Annotated in this window: 21 protein-coding genes; 13 read left to right on the top strand and 8 right to left on the bottom strand. The window is 68.9% G+C overall.

Annotation, left to right across the window (positions count from 1 at the left end; translation table 11 throughout):
* Positions 1–65 precede the first annotated feature (65 nt).
* Together IDM46_RS06435 and IDM46_RS06440 are read right to left on the bottom strand one after the other, a co-directional pair.
* Complete coding sequence (locus IDM46_RS06435; RefSeq protein WP_182821321.1) at positions 66–497, bottom strand: c-type cytochrome; 432 nt, start codon at positions 495–497, stop codon at positions 66–68.
* An 8-nt stretch (positions 498–505) separates the two neighbouring features.
* Positions 506–841, bottom strand: coding sequence for a cytochrome c (locus IDM46_RS06440; RefSeq protein ID WP_182823709.1), 336 nt, complete (start codon positions 839–841; stop codon positions 506–508).
* Positions 842–1096: 255 nt separating this feature from the next.
* Here IDM46_RS06440 and IDM46_RS06445 point away from each other — a divergent pair, with 255 nt between their 5' ends.
* From IDM46_RS06445 to IDM46_RS06455, 3 genes are read left to right on the top strand one after another with little or no spacing between them, the layout of a single operon-like run.
* On the top strand, positions 1097–2212 hold the full coding sequence (locus IDM46_RS06445) for an efflux RND transporter periplasmic adaptor subunit (protein ID WP_223878044.1): 1116 nt from the start codon (positions 1097–1099) through the stop codon (positions 2210–2212).
* The gene (locus IDM46_RS06450) at positions 2209–5715 is read left to right on the top strand and encodes an efflux RND transporter permease subunit (protein ID WP_185115159.1); all 3507 of its coding nucleotides are present in this window, start codon (positions 2209–2211) and stop codon (positions 5713–5715) included. Before IDM46_RS06445 ends, IDM46_RS06450 begins: the two co-directional genes overlap by 4 nt.
* Complete coding sequence (locus tag IDM46_RS06455; protein ID WP_185115160.1) at positions 5712–8810, top strand: efflux RND transporter permease subunit; 3099 nt, start codon at positions 5712–5714, stop codon at positions 8808–8810. Before IDM46_RS06450 ends, IDM46_RS06455 begins: the two co-directional genes overlap by 4 nt.
* On the opposite strand, the gene IDM46_RS06460 is transcribed toward IDM46_RS06455, so the two are convergent.
* The 5 genes from IDM46_RS06460 to ykgO form a co-directional block, all read right to left on the bottom strand.
* The gene (locus IDM46_RS06460; RefSeq protein ID WP_185115161.1) at positions 8781–10013 is read right to left on the bottom strand and encodes a TraB/GumN family protein; all 1233 of its coding nucleotides are present in this window, start codon (positions 10011–10013) and stop codon (positions 8781–8783) included. The two genes, IDM46_RS06455 and IDM46_RS06460, sit on opposite strands and share 30 nt — an antisense overlap.
* 5 nt (positions 10014–10018) lie before the next feature.
* Positions 10019–10903, bottom strand: a complete 885-nt coding sequence (locus tag IDM46_RS06465) for a carbon-nitrogen hydrolase (protein WP_185115162.1) — start codon at positions 10901–10903, stop codon at positions 10019–10021.
* A gap of 60 nt (positions 10904–10963) precedes the next feature.
* Positions 10964–11995, bottom strand: a complete 1032-nt coding sequence (locus tag IDM46_RS06470; protein WP_185115163.1) for an agmatine deiminase family protein — start codon at positions 11993–11995, stop codon at positions 10964–10966.
* Between the two features lie 4 nt (positions 11996–11999).
* Complete coding sequence (locus IDM46_RS06475; RefSeq protein WP_182821307.1) at positions 12000–12326, bottom strand: hypothetical protein; 327 nt, start codon at positions 12324–12326, stop codon at positions 12000–12002.
* A gap of 215 nt (positions 12327–12541) precedes the next feature.
* Positions 12542–12667 carry a type B 50S ribosomal protein L36 gene (gene ykgO, locus IDM46_RS06480; RefSeq protein WP_057628212.1) on the bottom strand — a complete coding sequence of 42 codons (126 nt, stop codon included), beginning with the start codon at positions 12665–12667 and terminating at the stop codon, positions 12542–12544.
* Positions 12668–12799: 132 nt separating this feature from the next.
* On the opposite strand from ykgO, the gene cmk reads away from it, so the two are divergent.
* From cmk to IDM46_RS06530, 10 genes are all read left to right on the top strand, one after another.
* Positions 12800–13480: a (d)CMP kinase gene (gene cmk / locus IDM46_RS06485; protein WP_185115286.1), complete on the top strand. Its 681-nt coding sequence runs from the start codon at positions 12800–12802 to the stop codon at positions 13478–13480.
* A 156-nt stretch (positions 13481–13636) separates the two neighbouring features.
* Positions 13637–15325, top strand: a complete 1689-nt coding sequence (gene rpsA, locus IDM46_RS06490; RefSeq protein WP_182821305.1) for a 30S ribosomal protein S1 — start codon at positions 13637–13639, stop codon at positions 15323–15325.
* A 68-nt stretch (positions 15326–15393) separates the two neighbouring features.
* Positions 15394–15696, top strand: a complete 303-nt coding sequence (locus IDM46_RS06495; RefSeq protein WP_182821303.1) for an integration host factor subunit beta — start codon at positions 15394–15396, stop codon at positions 15694–15696.
* A gap of 49 nt (positions 15697–15745) precedes the next feature.
* Entirely contained in the window at positions 15746–15994 is a 249-nt protein-coding gene (locus tag IDM46_RS06500; RefSeq protein ID WP_185115164.1) for a lipopolysaccharide assembly protein LapA domain-containing protein, read from the top strand.
* A gap of 1 nt (position 15995) precedes the next feature.
* Complete coding sequence (gene lapB / locus IDM46_RS06505; protein WP_185115165.1) at positions 15996–17174, top strand: lipopolysaccharide assembly protein LapB; 1179 nt, start codon at positions 15996–15998, stop codon at positions 17172–17174.
* A gap of 11 nt (positions 17175–17185) precedes the next feature.
* Complete coding sequence (locus tag IDM46_RS06510; protein ID WP_223878045.1) at positions 17186–18199, top strand: hypothetical protein; 1014 nt, start codon at positions 17186–17188, stop codon at positions 18197–18199.
* Complete coding sequence (locus IDM46_RS06515) at positions 18200–20113, top strand: nucleoside-diphosphate sugar epimerase/dehydratase (protein ID WP_185115166.1); 1914 nt, start codon at positions 18200–18202, stop codon at positions 20111–20113. It begins immediately after the preceding gene.
* The gene (gene galU, locus IDM46_RS06520) at positions 20110–21009 is read left to right on the top strand and encodes a UTP--glucose-1-phosphate uridylyltransferase GalU (RefSeq protein WP_185115167.1); all 900 of its coding nucleotides are present in this window, start codon (positions 20110–20112) and stop codon (positions 21007–21009) included. Before IDM46_RS06515 ends, galU begins: the two co-directional genes overlap by 4 nt.
* Before the next feature lie 124 nt (positions 21010–21133).
* Positions 21134–21655 carry a hypothetical protein gene (locus IDM46_RS06525; RefSeq protein ID WP_185115168.1) on the top strand — a complete coding sequence of 174 codons (522 nt, stop codon included), beginning with the start codon at positions 21134–21136 and terminating at the stop codon, positions 21653–21655.
* 159 nt (positions 21656–21814) lie between these two features.
* Positions 21815–22351: a hypothetical protein gene (locus IDM46_RS06530; protein ID WP_185115169.1), complete on the top strand. Its 537-nt coding sequence runs from the start codon at positions 21815–21817 to the stop codon at positions 22349–22351.
* Between the two features lie 52 nt (positions 22352–22403).
* On the opposite strand, the gene IDM46_RS06535 is transcribed toward IDM46_RS06530, so the two are convergent.
* The gene (locus IDM46_RS06535; protein WP_185115170.1) at positions 22404–23609 is read right to left on the bottom strand and encodes an acetyl-CoA C-acyltransferase; all 1206 of its coding nucleotides are present in this window, start codon (positions 23607–23609) and stop codon (positions 22404–22406) included.
* Between the last annotated feature and the right edge of the window lie 16 nt (positions 23610–23625).

The following is a 23625-nucleotide window of genomic DNA, read 5'->3' on the forward strand; positions in this document are numbered from 1 at the left end:
AAAGCCCGCGCCAGGCGGGCCTTCCAGGGCGCTTCAGTCGCGGGGAATTCGCGCGACAGCCGCCGTCACTTGCCGGCGTGCGCGCCGTGCAGGTCGCGCAGCTGGCCCGGGCGCGACGCGAAGTACGCGGCGAGATCGGCGATCTGCTGGTCGTCCAGGCCACGCGCTTGGCTGGACATGAGCGCATGGTCGCGCGCGCCGCTGCGATAGGTCTGCAGCGCATGCGCGAGGTAGTCGCGGTACTGGCCACCGAGCTTGGGATAGGTGGGATCGAGCGGGACGTTGCCGTCGGCGCCATGGCAGTCGATGCACGACTGGCCGGTGGCGGCACCCTTGGCATTGGCCTGCTGCTCGCCCTGGGCGATGCGGCCAACCGGCAGCGCATTGACCGACGTGGCGGATGCGACACCGCTGGCCGTCGTGCCGTCGCCGCAGGCGGCGAGGCCGACGGTGGCGACCAGGACGAGGGCGAGGCGTGCGGCTTTGGCGATCGTCATGTGGCGGCTCACGGCGTCAGTCCGGAAATGAAGGCGGCGATGTCGGCGATGTCCTGCTCGGAAAAGCTCTGCGCCTGCACCTGCATGGTCGGGTGCTTGCGCGTGCCGTCGCGGTACTCGGTGAGCGCGTTGACCAGGTATTCGCTGGACTGGCCGCCGATCCGCGGCACGTGGTAGTGCGGATAGGCGTTCTTGTATCCCTCGATGCCGTGGCAACCCACGCACGTATAGGTAAGCATGCGCCCGCTCTCGGCGTTGCCCGCGGCGGCCTGCTGCGCGATGGCGGCGGGGGCGAACGAGGCAAGGGCAAGGGCGAGGCAGGCGGCGATCGGCATCGGTCGCATCATGTCTGGGTCCGCATCCTGAGGCTGGTGGTATGACTGGGAGCGAGCGGCCTTGCGGACGCGTGCAATCGGCGCAGTATAGCCGCCGACCCGACGACTGTTAACGCCGCGCGTTGGCGACCTCCACATGCGCACCGGTGCCTTGCCCTGCCGCTCGCCACCATGACCTTCGGCGGATATGCGTCGCGGGGCCGGTGCTATACCTTGCTACCACACCATTCTGGCTGCCCTTCCATGCTTCCGAGCTCACCCGTCATGCGTCGCCGCGCCGTCGGCCTCGCCGTCCTCATGTTGTCCGCCAGCCTGTTCCTGCAGGGCTGCCGAGGCGGCGCCGATGCCGCGGCGAAGGATGAGAAAAAGGCGCCCGAGGCGGTGCCGGTCGAGGCCGTGGCCGCCGCACCGCGCGCGATCGCGGCGAGCTACAGCGGCAGCGCGACCCTGGAGGCGCGCGCCGAAGCACAGGTGGTGTCGAAGACGTCGGGCGTCGCGTTGCAGGTGCTGGTGGAGGAGGGCGATGCGGTACGCGCCGGCCAGGTGCTGGTGCGCATCGATGCCGATCGTGCACGGCTCAACCTGGCGCAGGTCGACGCGCAGATGCGCAAGCTCGAAGCCAATTTCCGCCGTGCCAGCCAGCTGGTCGAGCAGCAGATGGTCAGCGTCGGCGACCACGACCAGCTGCGCTACGACCTGGAAAACGCGCGCGCGGCGTGGCGGCTGGCGCAGCTGGAGCTGTCGTACACCAACGTGGTGGCGCCGATTTCGGGCGTGGTTGCATCGCGTTCCATCAAGACCGGCAACTTCGTGCAGATCAACACGCCGATCATCCGCATCGTCGACAACTCGCGGCTGGAGGCGACGCTCAACGTCCCCGAGCGCGACCTGACCACGCTGCGCGCCGGGTTGCCGGTGCGCATGCAGGTCGATGCGCTGCCCGGCCGCAGCTTCACCGGCGTGGTGGACCGCATCGCACCGGTGGTCGAGGCCGGCAGCGGCACCTTCCGCGTGGTCTGCGCCTTCGACCCCGATGACAGCGCGCTGCAGCCGGGCATGTTCGCGCGCATGGGCATCGACTACGACAACCGCGCCAACGCGCTGGCCATCCCGCGCACCGCACTGCTCGAGGACGAAGGCGACCCCGCGGTCTTCGTGGTCCGCGATGGCAAGGCCGTGCGCACGACCATCGAAACCGGCTATGTCGAAGGTGCCTTCGTCGAGGTCCGCAAGGGCCTGGACGCCGGTGATCGCGTGGTCACGGCGGGCAAGGTCACGCTGCGCGACGGCAGTGCGGTCCAGGTGATCGGCGATCCGCCCGCGGTGGCCGCCAAGGCGACCACCGAGGCCGGCGCCAAGGCCGCCGGGCAGACGCGATGAGCAGCCGCGGCGGGGAAGGCCGCGACCTGCACCACGCGGATGACGTCGACGGCACCGTGCGCGCCGACGGCCTGGTCGGATTCGCGGTGCGCCGCCGGGTGACGGTGGCGATGGTGACGGTCAGCATGCTGCTGTTCGGGCTGATCGCGCTGGGCAACCTCAAGGTCAACCTGCTGCCGGACATCAGCTATCCCACGCTGACCGTGCGCACCGAGTACACCGGTGCCGCGCCGCAGGAGATCGAGACCCTGGTCAGCGAGCCGGTGGAAGAGTCGCTGGGCGTGGTGAAGGGTCTGCGCCGGCTGAAGTCGGTGTCGCGCACCGGGCAGAGCGACGTGGTGCTCGAGTTCGCCTGGGGCACGGACATGGACCAGGCCAGCCTGGAGGTCCGCGACAAGATGGAGACGCTGCAGCTGCCGCTCGAGGTCACGCCTCCGGTGCTGCTGCGCTTCAACCCCGCGACCGAGCCGATCCTCCGCCTGGCGCTCAGCAGCAGTGCCGAGGGCGACGTCGAGCGCGAACTGCCGCTGCTGCGCCGCTATGCCGACGACGACCTGAAGAAGAAGCTTGAAACCGTGCCCGGTGCGGCGGCGGTGAAGGTCGGTGGTGGCCTCGAGGACGAGATCCAGGTCGAACTCGACCTGCAGAAGCTGTCGCAGATCGGCCTCTCGGTCGCCGCGGTCGTGCAGCGCCTGAAGGAAGAGAACATCAACCTGTCCGGCGGTCGCCTGGAGCAGGGCACGCAGCGCTACCTGGTGCGCACCGTCAACCAGTTCGCCGGCGTGGACGAAATCCGCGGCATGCTGGTGGCGACGCAGGCCGGTGGCTCCGGCGGCGCCGGCGGCGCCGATGAGGTCGCGCGTCTTGCGGCCGCGTCCGGAGACGCTTCGGTGATGGCCGCCGCGATGTCGGCGCAGAGTGCGGCTTCCGCATCCAACCGCGCCGTGGCCGATGGCCGTGCGGTGCGCCTGGGCGATATCGCCGAGGTCCGCCAGGGCTTCAAGGAACGCGAGGCGATCATCCGCCTCGACGGCCGCGAGGCGGTGGAGCTTGCGATCTACAAGGAGGGCGACGCCAACACGGTCGCCACGGCGGACGCCGTGGAGCAGCGCCTGGTGCAGATCCGCAAGGACCTGCCGTCGGGCATCGAGCTGGCGGTGGTGGACGACCAGGCGAAGTTCATCCGCGCGGCGATCTCCGATGTGCGCACCGACGCGCTGATCGGCGGCGCGCTGGCGATCCTGATCATCTTCCTGTTCCTGCGCAATGCGTGGAGCACGTTCGTGGTCGGCATCTCGCTGCCGGTGTCGATCATCACCACGTTCTTCTTCATGGACCAGTTCGGCCTGAGCCTCAACGTGATGTCGCTCGGCGGCCTGGCGCTGGCCACGGGCCTGGTGGTGGACGACTCGATCGTGGTGCTGGAGAGCATCGCCAAGGCGCGCGAACGCGGCCTGGGCGTGCTGGACGCGGCGATTGTCGGCACGCGCGAGGTGGGCATGGCGGTCGTGGCCTCCACGCTGACGATCATCGCGGTGTTCCTGCCGCTGGTGTTCGTGGAAGGCATTGCCGGGCAGCTGTTCCGCGACCAGGCGATGACCATCGCGCTGGCCGTCGGCATCTCGCTGCTGGTGGCACTGACCCTGATCCCGATGCTGAGCGCGCTCAAGGCGCGCGCGCCGCTGGCGTTCCCGGAAGAGGCCCCGCACCCGCAATGGCGGCCAGAAAAGCGCTGGCAGCGTCCTGCCGCCGCGACCGGACGCGGCATCGGCTGGGTGTTGCATGCCGTGTTCTTCGGCATCGCCTGGGCGCTGGTGCGTGCCTGGCGGTTGCTGGTCGCGGCGGTCGGTCCGCCGATGCGCACGGCCAGCCGGGTGGCGATGGCGCCGTACGCGCGCGCCGAAAGCGGCTACCTGCGCGTGCTGCCGAAGGCGCTCGGCCGGCCACGGCTGGTCATCGGCGTGGCGCTTGCGGCGTTTGTCGCCACCATGGCCATCGTGCCCACGCTCGGCACCGACCTGATCCCGCAGCTCGCCCAGGACCGCTTCGAGATGACCGCGCGGTTGCCGCCCGGCACGCCGCTGCGCGAGACGGATGCGCTGGTCCGCCAGGTGCAGCAGGCGCACGCCGACGACGAGGGCGTCGAAGTGCTGTTCGGCGTCAGCGGCACCGGCACGCGCCTGGATGCCAATCCCACCGACAGCGGCGAGAACATCGGCCGGCTGACCGTGGTGATGGAGGACGGCGGTAGCCGCGCGCTCGAGGCGGATCTGACCGAGGGCCTGCGCGCGACCATGCAGGAGCATCCGGGTGCGCAAGTCGATTTCAGCCGTCCGGCGCTCTTCAGCTTCTCCAGCCCGCTGGAGATCGAGCTGCGCGGCCAGGACCTCGACGACTTGGCGGCCGCCGGACAGCGCCTGGCCGCGCTGCTGCGCGACAGCCCGTACTACGCGGACGTCAAGTCGACCGTGGAGCAGGGCGCGCCCGAGATCCGCATCGTGTTCGACCAGGAACGCGCCGGTGCGCTCGGGCTGACCACGCGCCAGGTGGCCGATGCCGTGGTCAATTCGGTGCGTGGCGAGGTGGCCACGCGCTACGACTTCCGCGACCGCAAGATCGACGTGCTGGTGCGGGCGCAGGAAGGCGAGCGTGGTTCGGTGCAGGCGATCCGCGACCTGATCGTGAATCCGGCGTCCGCGCGGCCCGTGCGCCTTTCGGCGGTGGCCGACGTGATCGCCACCACCGGCCCCAGCGAAGTGCATCGCGCCGACCAGGTGCGGGTGGCGGTGGTGTCGGCCAACCTGCGCGACACCGACCTCGGTGCCGCGGTCGAGGACGTGCGCCGCCTGGTCAGCGAGAACCCGCTTGGCGCCGGCATTGGCCTGCACGTCGGTGGCCAGGGCGAGGAGCTCGCCGATTCGCTCAATTCGCTGCTGTTCGCGTTCGCGCTGGCGATCTTCATGGTCTACCTGGTGATGGCGTCGCAGTTCGAATCGCTGCTGCATCCGTTCGTGATCCTGTTCACCATCCCCCTGGCGATGGTCGGCGCGATCCTGGCCCTGCTGCTGACCGGCAACACCGTCTCGGTGGTCGTGTTCATCGGCCTGATCCTGATGGTGGGCCTGGTGGTGAAGAACGCGATCATCCTGATCGACAAGGTCAACCAGCTGCGCGAAGCGGGCGTGGCCAAGCGCGAGGCGCTGGTGGAGGGTGCGCGTTCGCGCCTGCGCCCGATCGTGATGACCACGCTGTCCACGCTGTTCGGCTTCATGCCGCTGGCGCTGGCGTTCGGCGAGGGCGCCGAGGTCCGCTCGCCGATGGCGATCACGGTGATCGGCGGCTTGCTGGTGTCCACGCTGTTGACGTTGCTGGTGATCCCGGTGGTCTACGACCTGCTGGATCGCCGCGGTGACGCGCACTACCTGGAGCGCGGACGACGCGCGCGTGCCGCGACAGGTGCCGCGACAGGTGCCGCGACCGACGACGACGGGCTGCCTGCATGAGCGTTGCCGAGTTCAGCCTGCGTCGCCCGGTGACGACGGTGATGCTGTTCGTCTCGCTGTTCGTGGTCGGCCTGATCGCGTCGTTCCGGCTGCCATTGGAGGCACTGCCGGACGTGTCGGCACCGTTCCTGTTCGTGCAGCTGCCGTACGAGGGTTCCACGCCGGAGGAGGTCGAGCGCAATGTGCTCCGCCCGGCGGAGGAGGCGCTGGCCACGATGACCGGCGTCAAGCGCATGCGTGGCGAGGCCACCGCCAACGGCGCCGGCGTGTTCATGGAGTTCAGCGACTGGGACCGCGACATTGCGATCACCGCCTCCGAGGCGCGCGAGCGCCTGGATGCCATCCGCCAGGACCTGCCCGACGATTTCCGGCGCTACTTCGTGTTCAAGTGGTCCACCGGCGACCAGGCGATCCTGCGCGTGCGCCTGGCCGGCGATGTCGACCTGTCCTCGTCGTACGACCTGATCGACCGCCAGCTCAAGCGGCGCATCGAGCGCGTCCCGGGCGTTGCACGCGTGGAGATCAATGGCGCGCCTGCCAACGAGGTCGAGATCGCGATCGACCCCGACCGCCTCAACGCCCACGGCATCGCGCTCAATGCGCTTGCCGAGCGCCTGCGCACGGTGAACTTCTCGGTGTCGGCCGGCATGATCGAGGACGGCGGCGTGCGCCTGCGCGTGCAGCCGCAGGGCGAGGTGAGCGAACTGGCCGAGCTCCGCGATCTGGTGGTCGATGCCAGCGGCCTGCGGCTGGGTGACGTGGCCACCGTGCAGCTGAAACCCGAGCGGGTGGACGTCCGTCGCCGACTGGAAGGGCGCGCCGCGGTGGGGTTGGAGGTCTACAAGGAGCGCGATGCCAACCTGGTCGAGGTCTCGCGCAACGCGATGGCCGAGATGCGGGCGGCCGGCAACGAGCCCGGCCTGGAGGGCGTGGAGTTCAAGGTCCTGCAGGACATGGGCGAGTCCGTGACCAGTTCGCTGCTCGAGCTTGCCGAGGCCGGGGCGATCGGCCTGCTGCTGTCGATCCTGGTGCTGTTCTTCTTCCTGCGCCACTGGCCGTCCACGCTGATGGTGACCCTGGCCATCCCGATCTGCTTCGTGATGACGCTGGGCTTCATGCATTTCTTCGGCGTCACCCTGAACATCCTCAGCCTGATGGGCCTGCTGCTCGCGGTGGGCATGCTGGTCGACAACGCGGTGGTGGTGGTGGAGAGCATCTACCAGGAGCGCGAGCGCAACCCGGGTGACACCTGGCGGGCGTCGATCGTGGGCACCCGCAACGTGGCCATCGCGCTGTCGGCGGGCACCCTGTGCCATTGCATCGTGTTCCTGCCCAACCTGCTCGGCGAAACCAACGACATCAGCATCTTCATGGCGCAGATCGCCATCACCATCTCGGTGTCGCTGCTGGCCTCGTGGCTGGTGGCCGTGAGCCTGATCCCGATGCTGTCGGCGCGCATGCCCACGCCGCCGGCGCTGGCGGAGAAGGGCGGCATGATCCGCCGCATGCAGGGGCGCTACGCGCGCCTGCTGCGCTGGACGCTGGTGCATCGCGGCTGGAGCGTGGCCGGCATCGCGCTGGTGATCGCGGCCAGCGTGGTGCCGATCAAGGGCACGACCTTCGACATGTTCGGCGGTGGAGACCAGGGCGAGCTCAACGTGTACTACCAGTGGAAGGGCAGCTACACCACCGCGCAGATGTCGGAGGAGATCGGGCGCGTCGAGGACTTCCTCGACCAGAACCGCGAGCGCTTCCGCATCACCCAGATCTACTCCTGGTTCGGCGAAGACACCGATTCCGGAACAATGCTGACGTTCGACGACGACGTGAAGGACACCAGCGAACTCGCCGAGGCGATCAGCAAGGCGCTGCCCAGGTCGGCGCGGGCCGAGATCGGCGTGAGGGGAAACGGCGGGCAGGGCGGTGGAGGCGGCGGGTTGGGCAAGAACGTCAGCGTGCAGCTGGTGGGTGACAGTGCCGCGCAGCTGCGCGACATCGCCGACGACGTGGTGCCGATGCTCGAAGCACGGCCCGAGCTGCGCGACGTGCGCGTCGACCAGGGCGACCGCGGCGAGGAATTGGCGGTGCGCGTCGACCGCGAGCGTGCGGCGGCGTTCGGCTTCAGCGCCGAGCAGGTGTCGTCGTTCGTGGCGATGGCTTTGCGCGGCAGCCAGCTGCGCGAGTACCGCCGCGGCGACGCCGAAGTGCCGGTATGGGTGCGCTTCGAAGGTGCGCAGCAGTACCAGCCTTCGGACATCGCAGGCTTCATGGTGCGCAGCCCGGACGGGCGCCAAGTGCCGTTGCTGGCCATGGTGGACATGGAGCTGCAGCCGACGGACAGCCGCATCGCGCGCCACGACCGGCAGACCGCGGTCGGCATCCAGGCCAACCTGGAAGGCGAGACCACGATGGAGGAAGCGCGCAACGCGATGGAAAGCGTGATTGACTCGCTGTCGCTGCCGGCCGGCTACGGCCACAGTTTTTCGGGCAGCGGCTTCGAGGACGACCAGAAGGCCATGCAGCAGATGCTGTTCAACCTGGTGCTGGCGCTGCTGATGATCTACGTGGTGATGGCTGCGGTGTTCGAGTCGCTGCTGTTCCCCGCTGCCATCATGAGCTGCGTGCTGTTCTCGATCCTCGGCGTGTTCTGGCTGTTCTGGCTCACCGGCACGTCATTCACGGTGATGGGCTTCATCGGCATCCTGGTGCTGATGGGCGTGGTGGTGAACAACGGCATCGTGATGGTGGAACACATCAACAACCTGCGCCGGCGCGGCATGTCACGCACCGACGCGCTGGTCGAGGGCAGTCGCGAGCGTCTGCGCCCGATCCTGATGACGATGGGCACGGCGATCCTGGCGATGGTGCCGATCTCGCTCAGCGACACGGTGGTGCTGGGCGGGCTGGCGTACTCGCCGATGGCGCGCGCGGTGGCCGGCGGGCTGGCGTTCTCGACCGTGGTCAGCCTGCTGTTCCTGCCGACGATCTACGCGATGCTGGACGACCTGGCCAACGGCAGCGCCAGGCTGCTGCGCCGCGCCCATGCCGGGCGCGGTGGTCCGGCATCAGCCGAACAGCTTGCCGAGCATCCGTAGGCCGCCGGTCCAGACGCCGATCGCGGTGCCCATGCTGGTCAGGAAAAAGTTCAGCAGCACCCGCGCCACGCGGTTGCGCCACCAGCCGCGTACGGTGCCGACATCGTCGCGCAGGGCCATGAAATCGGCATAGGTCGGCTTGCGCAGCGCGGCTTCCACCAGCGCGCTGACCGTGCCCGAGGCGAGTGCGGGATGCAGCGGCGTGATGGGCGAGGCGATGAAGGCGGCCAGGATGCTCAGCGGATGGCCGCCGGCGATCGCGCAGCCCAGCGCACCCAGGCCGCCGGTCACCAGCACCCACTGCAGCATCAGGTCGGCGCCGACATCGAAACCGCCGCGCCAGAATCCCCAGGCAAAGCCGCCGAGCACGACCACGGCGATGGTGATCTCCATCCACGGCACGCGCGACTTGGGCTTGACGGTCTCGAGGCCCGCGCGCACATCGTGTGGCGGCTCGCGATCGTCCGCGAGGTGCGCCGCGAGGCCCTTGAGGTGTCCCGCGCCGACCACGGCCAGTACTTCGTGCGCGCCGGCCGGCGGTTCGCGCAGCCGCGCGGCCATGTAGCGGTCACGCTCGGTGATGATGGCTTCGTACAGCTCGGGAACTTCGCCGGCGAATTCGCTGAAGCTTGCTTCCAGCACGTCACCCTGCTTGAGGCGCTCGATGTCGTCGTCGCCGACCGCGTCGCTGGCGATCAGCCCCATCATCAGGCTGCCGCTGACCTTGGCGCGGCCCCACCAGCCGAGGCGCTGCATCGCGCGCCGGAAGGTCAGGCCGACGTCACGGTCGATCAGCTGCAGCGGCAGGCCCAGGGCACGCGCGTCGGTGGCCGCGGCCATGAGCTCGGCGCCGGGCTCGACGCCCATCTGTTCGGCCAGCCGGCGCTGGTAGCTGGCGAGCGCCAGGTTGGCCGCGAACAGCGGCGTCTTGCCTTCGCGCAGCACCTTGACGAGGTCGAGCCGGCCCAACGAGTCGGGATCGGTCATCGCCTGCAGGCGCTGCGCGTCGAGTTCGACGGCGACCGCGTCGTAGTGGCCGCTGGCGATCGCCGCGCGCACCGCGTCCACGCTGGCGCGCGACACGTGCGCGGTGCCGAGGAGGGTGTAGCGCACGCCGTCGCGCTCCACGATGGCATGCGGCTGGCCGGCGAGGGCGGCCTCGGCCGCCGCGCGCGTCGCGGCCCCGTCAGGCGCGTCGGTCACGCCGTTCAATCGCGGTAGCGCCTGAGCAGGTCGCCGTACGCATCGATGCGGCGATCGCGCAGGAACGGCCAGATGCGGCGGACGTGTTCGCTGCGGCCCAGGTCGACTTCGCAGGTGAGGATGGTCGGGTCGCTGCCGGCCTCGGCCAGGAACTCCCCCTGCGGGCCGAGCACGTGGCTGTTGCCCCAGAAGTCGATGCCCGATGCGCCCAGTGGCGATGGCTCGTGGCCGACGCGGTTGCACGACAGCACCGGCAGGCCGTTGGCCACGGCATGGCCGCGGTGGCTGAGGATCCACGCATCGCGCTCGCGGGCCTTCTCCGCGGCGTCGTCGTCGGGGTCGAAGCCGATCGCGGTCGGGTAGAGCAGCAGTTCCGCGCCGGCCAGCGCCATCAGGCGCGCGGCCTCCGGGTACCACTGGTCCCAGCACACCAGCACGCCGAGGCGGCCGACGGCCGTATCGATCGGCTCGAAACCGAGGTCGCCGGGGGTGAAGTAGAACTTCTCGTAGAAGCCCGGATCATCGGGGATGTGCATCTTGCGGTACTTGCCGGCGGTCGAGCCGTCGGCGTCGAAGACCACGGCGGTGTTGTGGTACAGGCCGGCGGCGCGCTTCTCGAACAGCGAACTGACCAGCACCACGCCATGCTTGCGGGCCAGCGCGCCAAGGCGCTCCGTGCTTGGTCCGGGAATCGTCTCGGCCAGGTCGAACTCGTCGACGCACTCGTGCTGGCAGAAGTAGGCGCCGTTGTGCAGTTCCTGCAGCAGCACGAGCTTGGCGCCCTGCGCGGCGGCCTCGGCCACGCGCTGCTCGATGACGGCGAGGTTGGCCTCGGCGTTGCCGTGGTTGCGCTCCTGCACGAGGGCGACGGGGAGGGTGGTCTTCTTCATTCTGCTGCTGCCGTGGGCGGACGGACCCGCCATTGTAGTGGCGCGAGTGCCAACGCCCGCTTACACCAGCCCGCGCGGCAGTTGCATGCTGATGCAGTGGAGGCTGCCGTTCTGCCAGATCAGCGACCGGCACGGGACCTGCACGACTTCGCGGCCCGGGTGCGCCGCGGCCAGGACGTCGGCCGCGCGGTCGTCGGCGGGGTCGCCGTAGGCCGGCATCAGCACCGCGCCATCGATGACCAGGTAGTTGGCATAGCTTGCGGCGAGCCGCCGGCCTTCATCGACGACCGGCTGCGGCCACGGCAGCGGGTGCAGCGTGTAGGGCGCGCCATCGATCGTGCGCAGCGCCGCGATCTCGTCAGCCATGGCGCCGAGTTCGGCGTGGTGGCGGTCACCCGGGTCGTCGCAGGCCTGGAACACGATGCCATTGCCGGGCGCGAAGCGGGCGAGGGTGTCGATGTGGGCGTCGGTGTCGTCGCCCTCGAGGTAGCCGTGTTCGAGCCAGAGCACGCGGTCCTGCTGCAGCCATGCCGCGAGGCGCGCGGACAGGTCTTCGCGGCTGGCGTCCGGATGGCGCTCGTGCAGGCAGCGCCACGTGGTCAGCAGGCTACCCGCGCCGTCGGTTTCGATGGCGCCGCCTTCAAGTGCGAAATCAATGTGTTGCCTGGTATTGTTGAAGAAGATTCCCGAGTCGGCGAGACGCTCGACCAGGCGGTCATCCTCGCTTGCCTCGAACTTGCCGCCCCAGCCGGTGAAGCGGAAATCCAGCAACCGTAACCCGTTCGCGCCAACCAGCGTGATCGGGCCGGTGTCGCGCAGCCAGGTGTCGTTGTAGGGAATGGCGAGGAACGCCACGCGTTCCATGTCGATGCGCGCCGACGCCAGGCGTGCGCGCGCATAGGCCTCGACGTCGTCGTCCGCCACGCACACCAGCACGCGCTGGAAGCGGGTGATGGCCGTGACCAGCGCGATGTAGGTCTCTTCGACGTCGGCCAGACGGTCGGCCCAGTCGGTGCCAGCGTGCGGCCACGCCAGCAGGATCGCCGACTGGGGTTCCCACTCGGCGGGGAAGCGCAGCGTGTCGTCGTTCATGGGCTCAGCGGATGGGCGGCTTGGGTCCGGCCTCGGCCGGCGTGGCCTGGTTGGCGACCGCATCGACGACGCGGGTCTTCTCGAAGTAGACCGTGAACGCCGGATAGACCCAGCGGTTGATGGTCGGCCACTGCCGCTTCTGGCCACCGCGCGGGTCGAGTCGCTCGCTTGGCGCGCCGAAGCGCGCCTCGACGTCGGCCATGGTCGTGCCGCGCGCGGGCATGGCGAGGCCGGTTTCGCTGCGGGCGCGATCGACCAGCAGGGTGTCGGCGGACGCCGTGCCGGCACAGGCCAGCAGGGCGGCGGTGGTCATGGCAAGGATCAGGCGCATGGTGGATCTCCCCGTGGGCGCTGCACGGCGCAGCCGCAGCGTTTTTAGCAGATCGCGCGGCCGTGCGCCGTGGCGACGCGACGAAGCGGGCGCACGGTCACGCCCGACGCGCACGCCGGATACGCGAAAGGCCGCATTTCTGCGGCCTTTCGGAATCGGGAGCTGTCCAGCCGCGGCGCGATGTCATGCGTCCGCGGCGGCTCCCTCCGCGCGGCTCAGCGCTGGCGGGCCTTGAAGCGCGGGTTGGACTTGCAGATCACGAAGATCTTGCCGCGACGACGAACGACCTTGCAGTCGCGGTGCCGGGTCTTCGCCGACTTGAGTGAGGACAGGACCTTCATGACAAACCTCGAAACGGGTTGGGGCAATCAAGCCGGCAATTCTACCGGGCTTTCCGCTCCAGACTCAAGCCCCCGCACGGTTTGCCGCCGGGCGCGGTCTAGAATGGCCACCCACCCGCGGAGTCGGACATGATCCAGGACGCCATACCCGTATTGACGATCGACGGCCCATCGGGCTCCGGCAAGGGCACGATCAGCCGTGCGGTGGCCGGGAGGCTGGGCTGGCACTACCTGGATTCCGGCGCCCTGTACCGCGCCATCGGCGTGGCCGCGGGTTGGGCCGACCTGGACCTGGACGACGGTGGCGCGCTGGTCCGCTGCGCCTTCGACACCCGCATCGGCTTCCGCGACGACGACCGCGGCGAGTTGCGGGTGCTCGTGAACGGCCACGACGCCACCGACGAGTTGCGCACCGAGACCGCGGGGGCCGCGGCCTCGGCGATCGCGGCCATCCCGGAAGTCCGTGCGGCACTCAAGGAGCGCCAGCGGGTGTTCCGCAAGCCCCCCGGGCTGGTCGCCGACGGTCGCGACATGGGCACGGTGATCTTCCCCGATGCGGCGACCAAGGTGTTCCTCACGGCCAGCGCCGAGGAGAGGGCGGAAAGGCGCTATAAGCAGTTGAAGGACAAGGGGGTTTCTGTTACGTTGGATGGTCTGCTGCGAGAGATTCTCGCCCGCGACGCCCGCGATGCCAATCGCGCGGTGGCGCCGCTGCGGCCGGCCGAAGACGCCGTCCGCATCGACACCACCGGCCTTGGCATCGAAACGGTCGTCGAGCGCGTTCTGGCCCTGGTGCCGGGGCACGCGGGCTGAACTTCCGCGGCAGGTTGGTCCCGCGTGGCACCTGCCGCGCGGATTTTCCGTGCAATGAGCACTCATGGCGACGCGCAATCCCGCGCAAGCCGCAACGGGTGGACCGGGCAACGCGCCTCGCGCGCCGGTCTGTTTCGTCAACCGGGTAATTTTTCAATGACCGAATCATTTGCAGAACTGTTTGAACAGAGCGAGGCCGCCCTCGGCAAGCTGAAGCCGGGTTCCATCGTCACCGGCGTCGTGATCCAGGTGCGGACCGACGTGGTGGTGATCAACGCCGGCCTCAAGTCCGAAGGCATCGTGCCGATCGAACAGTTCCGTAACGACGCCGGCGAGATCGACGTCGCCGAGGGCGACATCGTCAAGGTCGCGCTCGACTCCCTCGAGAACGGCTTCGGCGAGACGGTGCTGTCGCGCGAGAAGGCCAAGCGTTCCATGGTGTGGGACGAGCTCGAGGAAGCCCTCGAGAAGAACGAGACCATCACCGGCCGCATCAGCGGCAAGGTCAAGGGCGGTTTCACCGTCGACATCAAGGACGTCCGCGCGTTCCTGCCCGGTTCGCTGGTCGACGTGCGCCCGGTGCGCGACCCGGTGTACCTGGAAGGCAAGGAACTCGAGTTCAAGCTCATCAAGCTCGACCGCAAGCGCAACAACGTGGTCGTCTCCCGCCGTGCGGTGGTCGAGAGCGAGCATTCGGAAGAGCGCGAGCAGCTGATGGAGAAGCTGGTCGAGGGCGCCGTGCTGAAGGGCGTCGTCAAGAACCTGACCGACTACGGCGCGTTCGTGGACCTGGGCGGCATCGACGGCCTGCTGCACATCACCGACATGGCCTGGAAGCGCGTGCGCCATCCGTCCGAAGTCGTGGAAGTGGGCGCCGAGCTCGACGTGCGCGTGCTGAAGTACGACCGCGAGCGCAATCGCGTCAGCCTGGGCCTCAAGCAGCTGGGCGAGGATCCGTGGGACAACATCGCCCGCCGCTACCCGTCCAACACCCGCGTGTTCGGCAAGGTCTCCAACGTCACCGATTACGGCGCGTTCGTCGAGATCGAGCCGGGCGTCGAAGGCCTCGTGCACGTGTCCGAGATGGACTGGACCAACAAGAACGTCAACCCGCAGAAGGTCGTGCAGGTCGGTGACGAGCTCGAGGTCATGGTGCTCGACGTGGACGAAGAGCGTCGCCGCATCTCGCTGGGCATCAAGCAGGTCACGTCCAACCCGTGGGAGACCTTCGCGGCCATCCACAAGAAGGGTGACAAGGTCGACGGCCAGATCAAGTCGATCACCGACTTCGGCATCTTCATCGGCCTGGACGGCGGCATCGACGGCCTGATCCACCTGTCCGACATGAGCTGGAACACCAGCGGCGAAGACGTGGCGCGCAACCTCAAGAAGGGCGACACGCTGGAAGCCGTGGTGCTGGCCGTGGACCCGGAGCGCGAGCGCATCAGCCTGGGCGTCAAGCAGCTCGAGCAGGATCCGTTCGGCCAGTTCATGGCGGCGCATCCGCGTGGCACCAAGGTCACCGGCACCGTCCGTGAAGTCGACGCCAAGGGCGCGATCATCGACATCGCCGATGGCGTGGAAGGCTACGTGGCCGCGCGCGACATCTCCGATGAGCGCATCGACGACGCCAGTCAGCACCTGAAGGTGGGCGAGACCATCGAGGCCAAGTTCACCGGCATGGACCGCAAGGGCCGCACGCTGCAGCTGTCGATCCGCGCCAAGGACGAGGCCGAGGTGGCCGACACCCTGGCCGACTACAACCGCGCCGCGTCGGATGCCTCCAGTGGCACGACCAAGCTCGGTGCCCTGCTGCGCGAGCAGCTGGACAGCAAGTCCGAGTAAGCCAGCAAGACCCGGGGCGGCCTGGCACCAGCCAGGCCGCTTTCGGTTGTCGAGGCCACGATGGCAACATGACCAAATCCGAACTGATCGAAATCCTCACCCAGCGCCAGGGGCACCTGAAGGCCGACGACGTCGACCTGGCGGTGAAGTCGCTGCTGGAGATGATGGGCGGCTCGCTGGCCACCGGCGAACGCATCGAAGTGCGCGGTTTCGGCAGCTTCTCATTGCACTACCGTCCCCCCCGCACCGGGCGCAATCCCAAGACCGGTGATGCCGTGGCGTTGCCCGGCAAGCATGTCCCGCACTTCAAGCCCGGCAAGGAGCTTCGCGAACGCGTCAGCGACGTGATGCCGTTGCCTGCCGAGGACTGACCGCTCCACGTCTGTCTGCGTGGCGTGGGCTCGGCTAAGCTAGCGACCCATGCGTCCTCTCCGAATCCTGTTCGCCCTTGCATGCCTCGCCGCAGGCGTCGCCGTGGGCGCACTCAACCCGCAGGTGGTCGCCGTGGATTTCGGCTTCGCCACGCTGCGCCCGACCCTCGGGGTCGCGCTGCTGGCCACGCTGCTGCTCGGCGCCATCCTTGGCGGCATGGCGATCGTGGCGTCCGTGGTGCTGCCGCTGCAACAGCGCCTGCGCCGCACGCGCGCCACCCCCACCGACGCGAGCTGAGATGGCCTTCATCACCGAGTGGTTCTGGTTCTTCCTGCTGCTGCCGATCGCGGCGCTCTCGGGCTGGGTGATCGGTCGCCGCGGCGGCGAGCGCCACAGCGACAGCCAGGTCAGCAAGCTGTCGACCACCTATTTCCGTGGCCTGAACTACCTGCTCAACGAGCAGCCGGACAAGGCGATCGAGCTGTTCCTGCATATCGCCGAGCTCGACAAGGACACCTTCGAGACCCAGGTCGCACTCGGGCACCTCTTCCGCCGCCGTGGCGAGGTTGATCGCGCGATCCGCCTGCACCAGGGCCTGGTGCAGCGTCCGGACCTCAACGACCAGCAGAAGGTGCAGGCCTTGCTGGCGCTGGGCGAGGACTACATGCGCTCGGGCCTGCTCGACCGCGCCGAGACCGTGTTCACCGACCTTGCCCAGATCGACCAGCGCGCGCCGCAGGCGCTCAAGCACCTGATCGGCATCTACCAGGCGGAGCGCGACTGGCCGAAGGCCATCGAGAACGCCACCCGCTACGAGGCCGCGACCGGCGAGCCGATGGGCAAGCTGATCGGCCAGTTCGAATGCGAGCTGGCCGAGCGCCTGCGCGTCGCCGGCGAACGCGACGCGGCCCGCGAGGCGATCGCGCGTGCCTATGCCGCGGATTCGACGTCGGTGCGCGCCGGCATGCTCGAGGGCAAGCTGGAGATCGATGCCGGCAACGACGTCGCGGCCATCCGCGCCTTCGAGCGCGCCGCGCGCCACGATCCGGATTTCCTGCCCGAGCTGCTGCCTCCGCTGCTCGCGGCGTATGCCCGGGTGGGCGACAGCCCCGGCGCGCGCACGTTCCTGACCGAGATGGCCGAACACTACAGCGGCGTCGCGCCGGTGCTGGCGCTGACGCGGCTGGTGCAGGCGGAGGAGGGCGTGCCAGCCGCGCGCGGCTACCTCGCGCAGCAGCTGAAGGACCGGCCTTCGGTTCGCGGCGAGGCCGCGCTGATCGAACTCGCGCTCGCCGATGGCGTCGAACACGGCGAGACGCTCGAGCAACTGCGCCACATCACCGACCAGTTGCTGGTGCGCAATCCGAGCTATCGATGCAATCGTTGCGGATTCGGCGCGCGCAGCCACCACTGGCAGTGCCCGTCCTGCAAGGAGTGGGGCACGATCAAGCCGCTGTTGAACTACGCAGTGGTCTGAGGGTGGGCGGCATGGCGTGGTCGTGGCTGTTGCCCTGGTTGCTTGCGTCCGCAGTGATCGCGGCGGCCGGTGCGCGGGTGGCCCGCTGGCATGCAGTGCGCCACCGGTTGCTCGACCAGCCCGGCGCACGTCGCAGCCACAAAGTGCCGACGCCGCGCGGCGGTGGCATCGGCATCGCCATCGCGTGGGGCTTGGCCTGGCTGGTCGCGCCGTGGCTGCTGCCCGTGCCGGGCACGCTCGCGGCAGCCGTGCTGGCAGGCCTGCTGCTGGTCGCTGGCGTCGGCTTCGTCGACGACCACCGGGCGCTGTCGGCGTGGTGGCGGCTTGCGGCGCATGTGGCGGCAGGCGGACTGGTCGCGCTGGCACTCGCTGCCAATGGGGCGGCCCCGTGGCAGGTGGTGTTCGTGCTGGCCGCGGTCCCGGTGCTGGTCAATGTGTGGAACTTCATGGACGGCATCGACGGGCTGGCTGCAAGCCAGGCGGCGCTGGTCGCGCTCACGTTCGCGTTGCTTTCGGGCGCGCCCTCCGCGTGGGCCGTCCTGGCGCTGGCCCTGGCCGCGAGCTGTGCCGGGTTCCTGCCGATGAACTTCCCGAGGGCACGGATCTTCCTCGGCGATGTCGGCAGCGGCACCCTCGGCTACGCGATCGCGGTGCAGGCAAGCCTGTTGCTCTGGTCGGATGCGGGTGGGCAGGGTCTCGTGCCCGTCCTGCTGCTGCCGCTCTCGGCGTTCCTGGTTGACGCGACGTTGACATTGGGCTGGCGCATCGTGCGTGGCGAGGCATGGTGGATGCCACACGTGCAACATTCCTACCAGCAGCTCGCATTCAGCTTGGCCGACCATCGACCGGTCACACTGCTCTATGGCGCGTGGACGGCGGCTGCGCTGATGTTGGCCCTGGTTTCCGCCACGCGCGTGACATCATTCCGTTTTGCCGCGGCGGCCATGTGCCTGCTGCTCGCGGCTGTTGCATGGCGCGCTGCCCGGGGGGGCGTCGGGCACCCAGACGAGCAGGATCGCCACTAGATGACCTTCTGGAAGGACAGGTTCAGGATCGCATTGCCGCGCTACGCCGTGGTCGGCCACGACCTGATGATGGTCTGGGTGGCCTGGTCCGGCCTCAACTATTTCCGGCAACCGGCGCTGGGCGGGGCCGGCGACGGCGCAGTACTCACGCCCGAACTCACCCTGATCCTGCTGGTGCAGGGGCTGATCTTCTGGCAGGTGGGCCTGTACCGGGGCGTGTGGCGCTTCGCCAGCATCCCCGACCTCGTCAACATCATGAAAGCGAGCATGTTCGGCCTGCTCGCGATCGTGCCGCTGCTGTTCTTCGTGTTCGACCGCGCCGGTGAAATCCCGCGCACCGTGATGCTGGCCTATCCGGTGGTGCTGTCGGCACTGCTGGGCATGCCCCGGCTGCTGTACCGCGCCTGGAAGGACCACGGCACGTCGCGCACCGACCAGGCTGCGCTGCGGGTCCTGATCCTGGGTGCGGGGCAAGCGGGCGAAGCCTTGGTCCGCGACCTGCGGCGGGCGGGTGCCTACCAGCCGGTGGGGTTCCTGGACGATGCCGCCAAGCTGCGCGGCAGCCACCTGCAGGGCCTGCCGGTGCTGGGCAAGATCGAGGACCTCGGGCGCATCGCGCCGGAGACCGCGGCGCAGTTGCTGGTCATCGCCATGCCGTCGCTCGACGCCACCGCCATGCGGCGCATCGTGGCCGCCTGCGAGCGCACCGGCCTGCCGTTCCGCACCGTGCCGCGCCTCAACGACCTGCTGGAAGGTCGCTCGCTGCCGGGCGAGCTCAAGGAGGTCGCGATCGAGGACCTGCTGGGCCGCAAGCCGGTCACTCCGGACTGGAAGGCGATCCGTGGTTGGCTTGGCGGGCGCAGCGTGCTCGTCACCGGTGCCGGTGGCTCCATCGGCGCCGAGCTTTGCCGCCAGTGCGCCCGCCACGGTGCCCGCCAGATCGCGCTGATCGAGATGGATGAGCTGGCGCTGGCGACCACCGAGGCGGAACTGCGTCGCGACTTCCCGCAGATCGAATGCATCCCCGTGCTGGGCGACTGCGGTGACCCCGCCGTGGTCCGCCACGCGCTGGCGCTGTCGGCGCCGGAAGCGGTGTTCCACGCCGCCGCCTACAAGCAGGTGCCGGTGCTGGAGTCGCAGCTGCGCGAAGCGGTGCGCAACAACGTGCTGGCGACCGAGACGGTCGCGCGCGAGGCCCAGGCCGCGGGCGTCGGCGCGTTCGTGCTCATCTCCACCGACAAGGCGGTGGACCCGGTCAACGTGCTCGGTGCCACCAAGCGCCTGGCCGAGATGGTGTGCCAGTCGATGACCCGGCGCGGGAACACGCGTTTCGTGACGGTCCGGTTCGGCAACGTGCTCGATTCCGCCGGCAGCGTCGTTCCGCTGTTCCGCGCGCAGATCCGCCAGGGCGGGCCGGTCACGGTGACCGATCCGGAGGTCACCCGCTACTTCATGACCATCCCCGAGGCCTGCCAACTGATCCTCCAGGCGGTGGCGATCGGGTCGATCGAGGCGGTCTACACCCTCGACATGGGCGAGCCGGTATCGATCCGCCTGCTTGCCGAGCAGATGATCACGCTGGCGGGCAAGCAGCCCGGGCGCGACATCGCAATCGTGTACACCGGCCTGCGCCAGGGCGAGAAGCTGCACGAGACGCTGTTCCATGCGGAAGAGCGCTATCGGCCCACCTCGCATCCCAAGATCCTGCAGGCCGAGGCACGCGAGGTGGAGACCGAGCGCATCGAAGCCGCCACGTCCCGCATGCGCGATGCCGTGGGTCGCTACGATGTGGAAGCGCTGGGTCGGCTGTTGCGCGACTCGGTCCCCGAATTCGCGCCGCTCATGGCGCACGAAGAACGGAAGATGGCGGCCACGGTGGTCGCCTTCCCGGCAAGGAACGCGAGAAGGACATGACGCAACGCATCCGCAAGGCGGTTTTCCCGGTGGCAGGCCTCGGGACCCGGTTCCTGCCCGCCACCAAGACGGTTCCCAAGGAGATGCTCCCGATCGTCGATCGCCCGCTGATCCAGTACGCGGTGGACGAGGCGGTGGAAGCCGGTTGCGACACGCTGATCTTCGTGACCAACCGCTACAAGCACGCAGTCGCCGATTATTTCGACAAGGCCTACGAACTCGAGCAGAAGCTTGAAAAGGCCGGCAAGCATGAATTGCTCGAGGTGGTCCGCAACGTGATTCCCGCGGGCGTCCGTGCGGTCTTCGTCACGCAAACCGAAGCCCTGGGCCTCGGGCATGCCGTCCTGTGTGCCAAACCGGTGGTCGGTGACGAGCCGTTCGCGGTGCTGCTGCCGGACGACCTGATCTGGAACCGCGGGCCGGGCGCGCTGGCACAGATGGCGGACCTGGCGCAGGCTACCGGTTCAAGCGTGATCGCCACGCAGGTCGTGCCGAAGGAACAGACGTCGAGCTACGGGATTGTGGCGACCAGCGAATTCCAGGACCGGGCTGGCCGGATCACGGCGATTGTCGAAAAGCCGTCGCCCGAGGAGGCGCCGAGCAACCTGGCGGTGGTCGGGCGGTACGTCCTGTCGCCGCGGATCTTTCCGCTGCTCGAGGCCACCGCGCCGGGGCGGGGCGGGGAGATCCAGCTTACGGATGCGATCTCGGCCCTGCTGGCCGAGGACGAGGTGCTGGCCTACAGGTTCCAGGGCACCCGCTTCGATTGCGGCACCCATATCGGCTTGATCGAGGCCACCATACGCCACGCACTGGATCATGAACTGCTCAGCGAGGCCGCTCAGGGCTTCATGCGTGACGCATTGTCTGAATTGGGCGTACTTGACGTCCAGTGAAAGTCGCCGCGCGGCGCGCGTGACAGGTTCACGAGGGTATGGTTATAGTCGCCGGGTCGGGGGGGCGCGCAATCGCGTTCCTGCGTCAAGTGTCTGCACATCACCCTAGGGAGAGACCCATTCCATGAAGCTTGCATCAACTTTTGCGGCACTGACGCTTGCCGTCGCCGCGACCTACAGCGTCCCCGCCACCGCCCAGACTTCGCACGCGAACGCGTCGCAGCCGGCCGCTCGCTGTCAGGGCGCCCTGCCGGCGTTCGAAACGGCCATCCGCAAGCGCCCGCTGGCCATCCAGAACGAAGGCAACGCATCGAGCTACATCACCTGCGGCTTCGAGTTCGACGCCGGCGCGGCCATCGACAACTCGGCCATCCTGCTCGACACCTACTTCACCAACACCACCACCGCGCCGGTTTCGCTGACCTGCACCGCCGTGACCGGTTGGCAGACTGGTGCCAACGAGTTCGTCAGCCGGACCGAAGTGATCGCTCCCGGCGCGCAGAGCGAGGACATGTTCTGGTACGCAGACGACTTCGTAGGCGGCGGCATGGCCTCGGGCCTGGTTGCCATCAGCTGCAACCTGCCGGTCGGCGTGGGCATCAACGACACCTACATCTTCTGGGACACGGCCGACGCCCCGGTCTGACCGCCCTGTCGTACGTAATCGCAGGGGCGCCGGATTTCCGGCGCCTTTTCGTTTCAGAGGCGTGACGGGCCGTACAGCCCGCGCCCACAAAGGCCAGGCGCACGCATGAATCGCAACAGCAGGACCCCCATCATCGTTGCCGCGGTGCTTGTCGCCGCGGTGGTCATCGGCACGATCGCGATGCGCGGCCGGAACGAGCCCGCGCCCGCCATCGCGGCGGATCCAGCGGCGAGCGACATCGCGCGCACGGTTCCGGCGCCAGGCGGCCCGCCGCCACGTTCCCCGGTCGCAGCGCGCGCGTCGAGCGGCGCCCAGTTGGCCGCGCATGTCGAACGACGCGCGCAGCGCCGCGATGAGCATATCGCCCGGACCGCGGCGCTGAAGAAGCAGTCCGCCGAGCGGTTCGCCGCCGAGCAGGTCGACCCGGCCTGGGCGCCGCAGAAGGAAGCCGAACTCGCCGGCATTGCCGGGCAGCCCGGCTTTGCAACGGCCGGCGTCAAGCCGACCAGCCTGGACATGGACTGCAAGAGCAGCATGTGCCGGATCGACGGGCAGTTCGCCAGCAACGGCGAAGCGGAAGACTGGATCCTGATCTACATGTCCAGCGTCGGTTCCGCATTGCCCAGTTCGGTGGTGTCGCGGACCCAGAATCCCGATGGCAGCACGCGCGTCGAGATCTACGGACGGGCGCGCTGAGGCACCACGGATCCGCGCGATGCGGTGATCGCACCACGCGGACCGTGCCGGGTCAGAGCGCCTCGAAGATCCCGGCGGCGCCCATGCCGGTGCCGATGCACATCGTCACCATGCCGTACTTCTGTTCACGTCGACGCATGCCGTGGACGATGGTGGCCGTCCGCACCGCGCCCGTGGCGCCGAGCGGGTGGCCGAGCGCGATGGCACCGCCCAGCGGGTTCACCTTCGACGGGTCGAGCCCGCAATCGCGGATCACCGCCAGCGCCTGGGCGGCGAAGGCTTCGTTGAGCTCGATCCAGTCGAGCTGGTCGCGGGTCAGGCCCGCCTGCTTCAGGGCCTTCGGGATGGCCGCGATCGGCCCGATCCCCATCACCTCCGGACGCACGCCGGCCACCGAAAACGACACGAAGCGCGCGAGCGGCGTCAGGCCGTAGTCCTTGATGGCCTGTTCGGACGCCAGCAACACCGCGCCCGCGCCGTCGCTCATCTGCGACGAGTTGCCGGCGGTCACCGTGCCGCCGAACTGGCCGTTGCGGAACACCGGACGCAGCCTCGCCAGGCCCTCGGCCGACGTGTCGGCACGCGGGCCCTCGTCGTGCTCGACCAGCAGCTTCTTCGTGCGGATGGTCCTGCCGCCAAGGTCGGGCTGGCGCGAGAGCACTTCGTAGGGGCTGATCTCGTCGCGGAACTCGCCGGCCTTGGCGGCGGCCAGCGCCTTGCGGTGCGACTCGACCGCGAACGCGTCCTGGTCCTCGCGCGAGACCTTCCATTCCTCGGCGACTTTTTCCGCGGTGATGCCCATGCCGTAGGCGATGGCCACGTTGTCATCGCGGAACACGCTCGGCGACAGCGCCACCTTGTTGCCCATCATCGGCACCATGCTCATGCTTTCGGTGCCGCCGGCGAGCATGAGGTCGGCATTGCCCAGCCGGATCTGGTCGGCCGCGAGCGCCACGGCCTGGAGGCCCGACGAGCAGAAGCGGTTGATGGTCTGTGCCGCCAGCGTGTCGGGCAGGCCGGCCAGCAGCACGCCGATGCGCGCCACGTTCATGCCTTGCTCGCCCTCGGGCATGGCGCAGCCGATGATCGCGTCGTCGATGCGGTTGACGTCGATGCCCGGTGCCTGCGCGACGACGGCCCTCAGCACGTGCGCCAGCATGTCGTCCGGCCGGGTGTTGCGGAACACGCCCTTGGGCGCCTTGCCCACCGGGGTGCGGGTGGCGGCGACGATGTATGCGTCCTGGATCTGCTTGCTCATGTTGGTCATGTCCTGT

The organism is Luteimonas sp. MC1825 (assembly GCF_014764385.1).
Lineage (GTDB): Bacteria > Pseudomonadota > Gammaproteobacteria > Xanthomonadales > Xanthomonadaceae > Luteimonas.

Excerpts from the sequence above, each read along its gene's own strand:
- IDM46_RS06435 (WP_182821321.1), bottom strand. The coding sequence starts at position 497 with ATGACGATCGCCAAAGCCGCACGCCTCGCCCTCGTCCTGGTCGCCACC.
- IDM46_RS06440 (WP_182823709.1), bottom strand. The coding sequence starts at position 841 with ATGCGACCGATGCCGATCGCCGCCTGCCTCGCCCTTGCCCTTGCCTCG.
- IDM46_RS06445 (WP_223878044.1), top strand. The coding sequence starts at position 1,097 with ATGCGTCGCCGCGCCGTCGGCCTCGCCGTCCTCATGTTGTCCGCCAGC.
- IDM46_RS06450 (WP_185115159.1), top strand. The coding sequence starts at position 2,209 with ATGAGCAGCCGCGGCGGGGAAGGCCGCGACCTGCACCACGCGGATGAC.
- IDM46_RS06455 (WP_185115160.1), top strand. The coding sequence starts at position 5,712 with ATGAGCGTTGCCGAGTTCAGCCTGCGTCGCCCGGTGACGACGGTGATG.
- IDM46_RS06465 (WP_185115162.1), bottom strand. The coding sequence starts at position 10,903 with ATGAAGAAGACCACCCTCCCCGTCGCCCTCGTGCAGGAGCGCAACCAC.
- IDM46_RS06470 (WP_185115163.1), bottom strand. The coding sequence starts at position 11,995 with ATGAACGACGACACGCTGCGCTTCCCCGCCGAGTGGGAACCCCAGTCG.
- IDM46_RS06475 (WP_182821307.1), bottom strand. The coding sequence starts at position 12,326 with ATGCGCCTGATCCTTGCCATGACCACCGCCGCCCTGCTGGCCTGTGCC.
- ykgO (WP_057628212.1), bottom strand. The coding sequence starts at position 12,667 with ATGAAGGTCCTGTCCTCACTCAAGTCGGCGAAGACCCGGCACCGCGAC.
- rpsA (WP_182821305.1), top strand. The coding sequence starts at position 13,637 with ATGACCGAATCATTTGCAGAACTGTTTGAACAGAGCGAGGCCGCCCTC.
- IDM46_RS06495 (WP_182821303.1), top strand. The coding sequence starts at position 15,394 with ATGACCAAATCCGAACTGATCGAAATCCTCACCCAGCGCCAGGGGCAC.
- IDM46_RS06500 (WP_185115164.1), top strand. The coding sequence starts at position 15,746 with ATGCGTCCTCTCCGAATCCTGTTCGCCCTTGCATGCCTCGCCGCAGGC.
- lapB (WP_185115165.1), top strand. The coding sequence starts at position 15,996 with ATGGCCTTCATCACCGAGTGGTTCTGGTTCTTCCTGCTGCTGCCGATC.
- IDM46_RS06510 (WP_223878045.1), top strand. The coding sequence starts at position 17,186 with ATGGCGTGGTCGTGGCTGTTGCCCTGGTTGCTTGCGTCCGCAGTGATC.
- IDM46_RS06515 (WP_185115166.1), top strand. The coding sequence starts at position 18,200 with ATGACCTTCTGGAAGGACAGGTTCAGGATCGCATTGCCGCGCTACGCC.
- galU (WP_185115167.1), top strand. The coding sequence starts at position 20,110 with ATGACGCAACGCATCCGCAAGGCGGTTTTCCCGGTGGCAGGCCTCGGG.
- IDM46_RS06525 (WP_185115168.1), top strand. The coding sequence starts at position 21,134 with ATGAAGCTTGCATCAACTTTTGCGGCACTGACGCTTGCCGTCGCCGCG.
- IDM46_RS06535 (WP_185115170.1), bottom strand. The coding sequence starts at position 23,609 with ATGAGCAAGCAGATCCAGGACGCATACATCGTCGCCGCCACCCGCACC.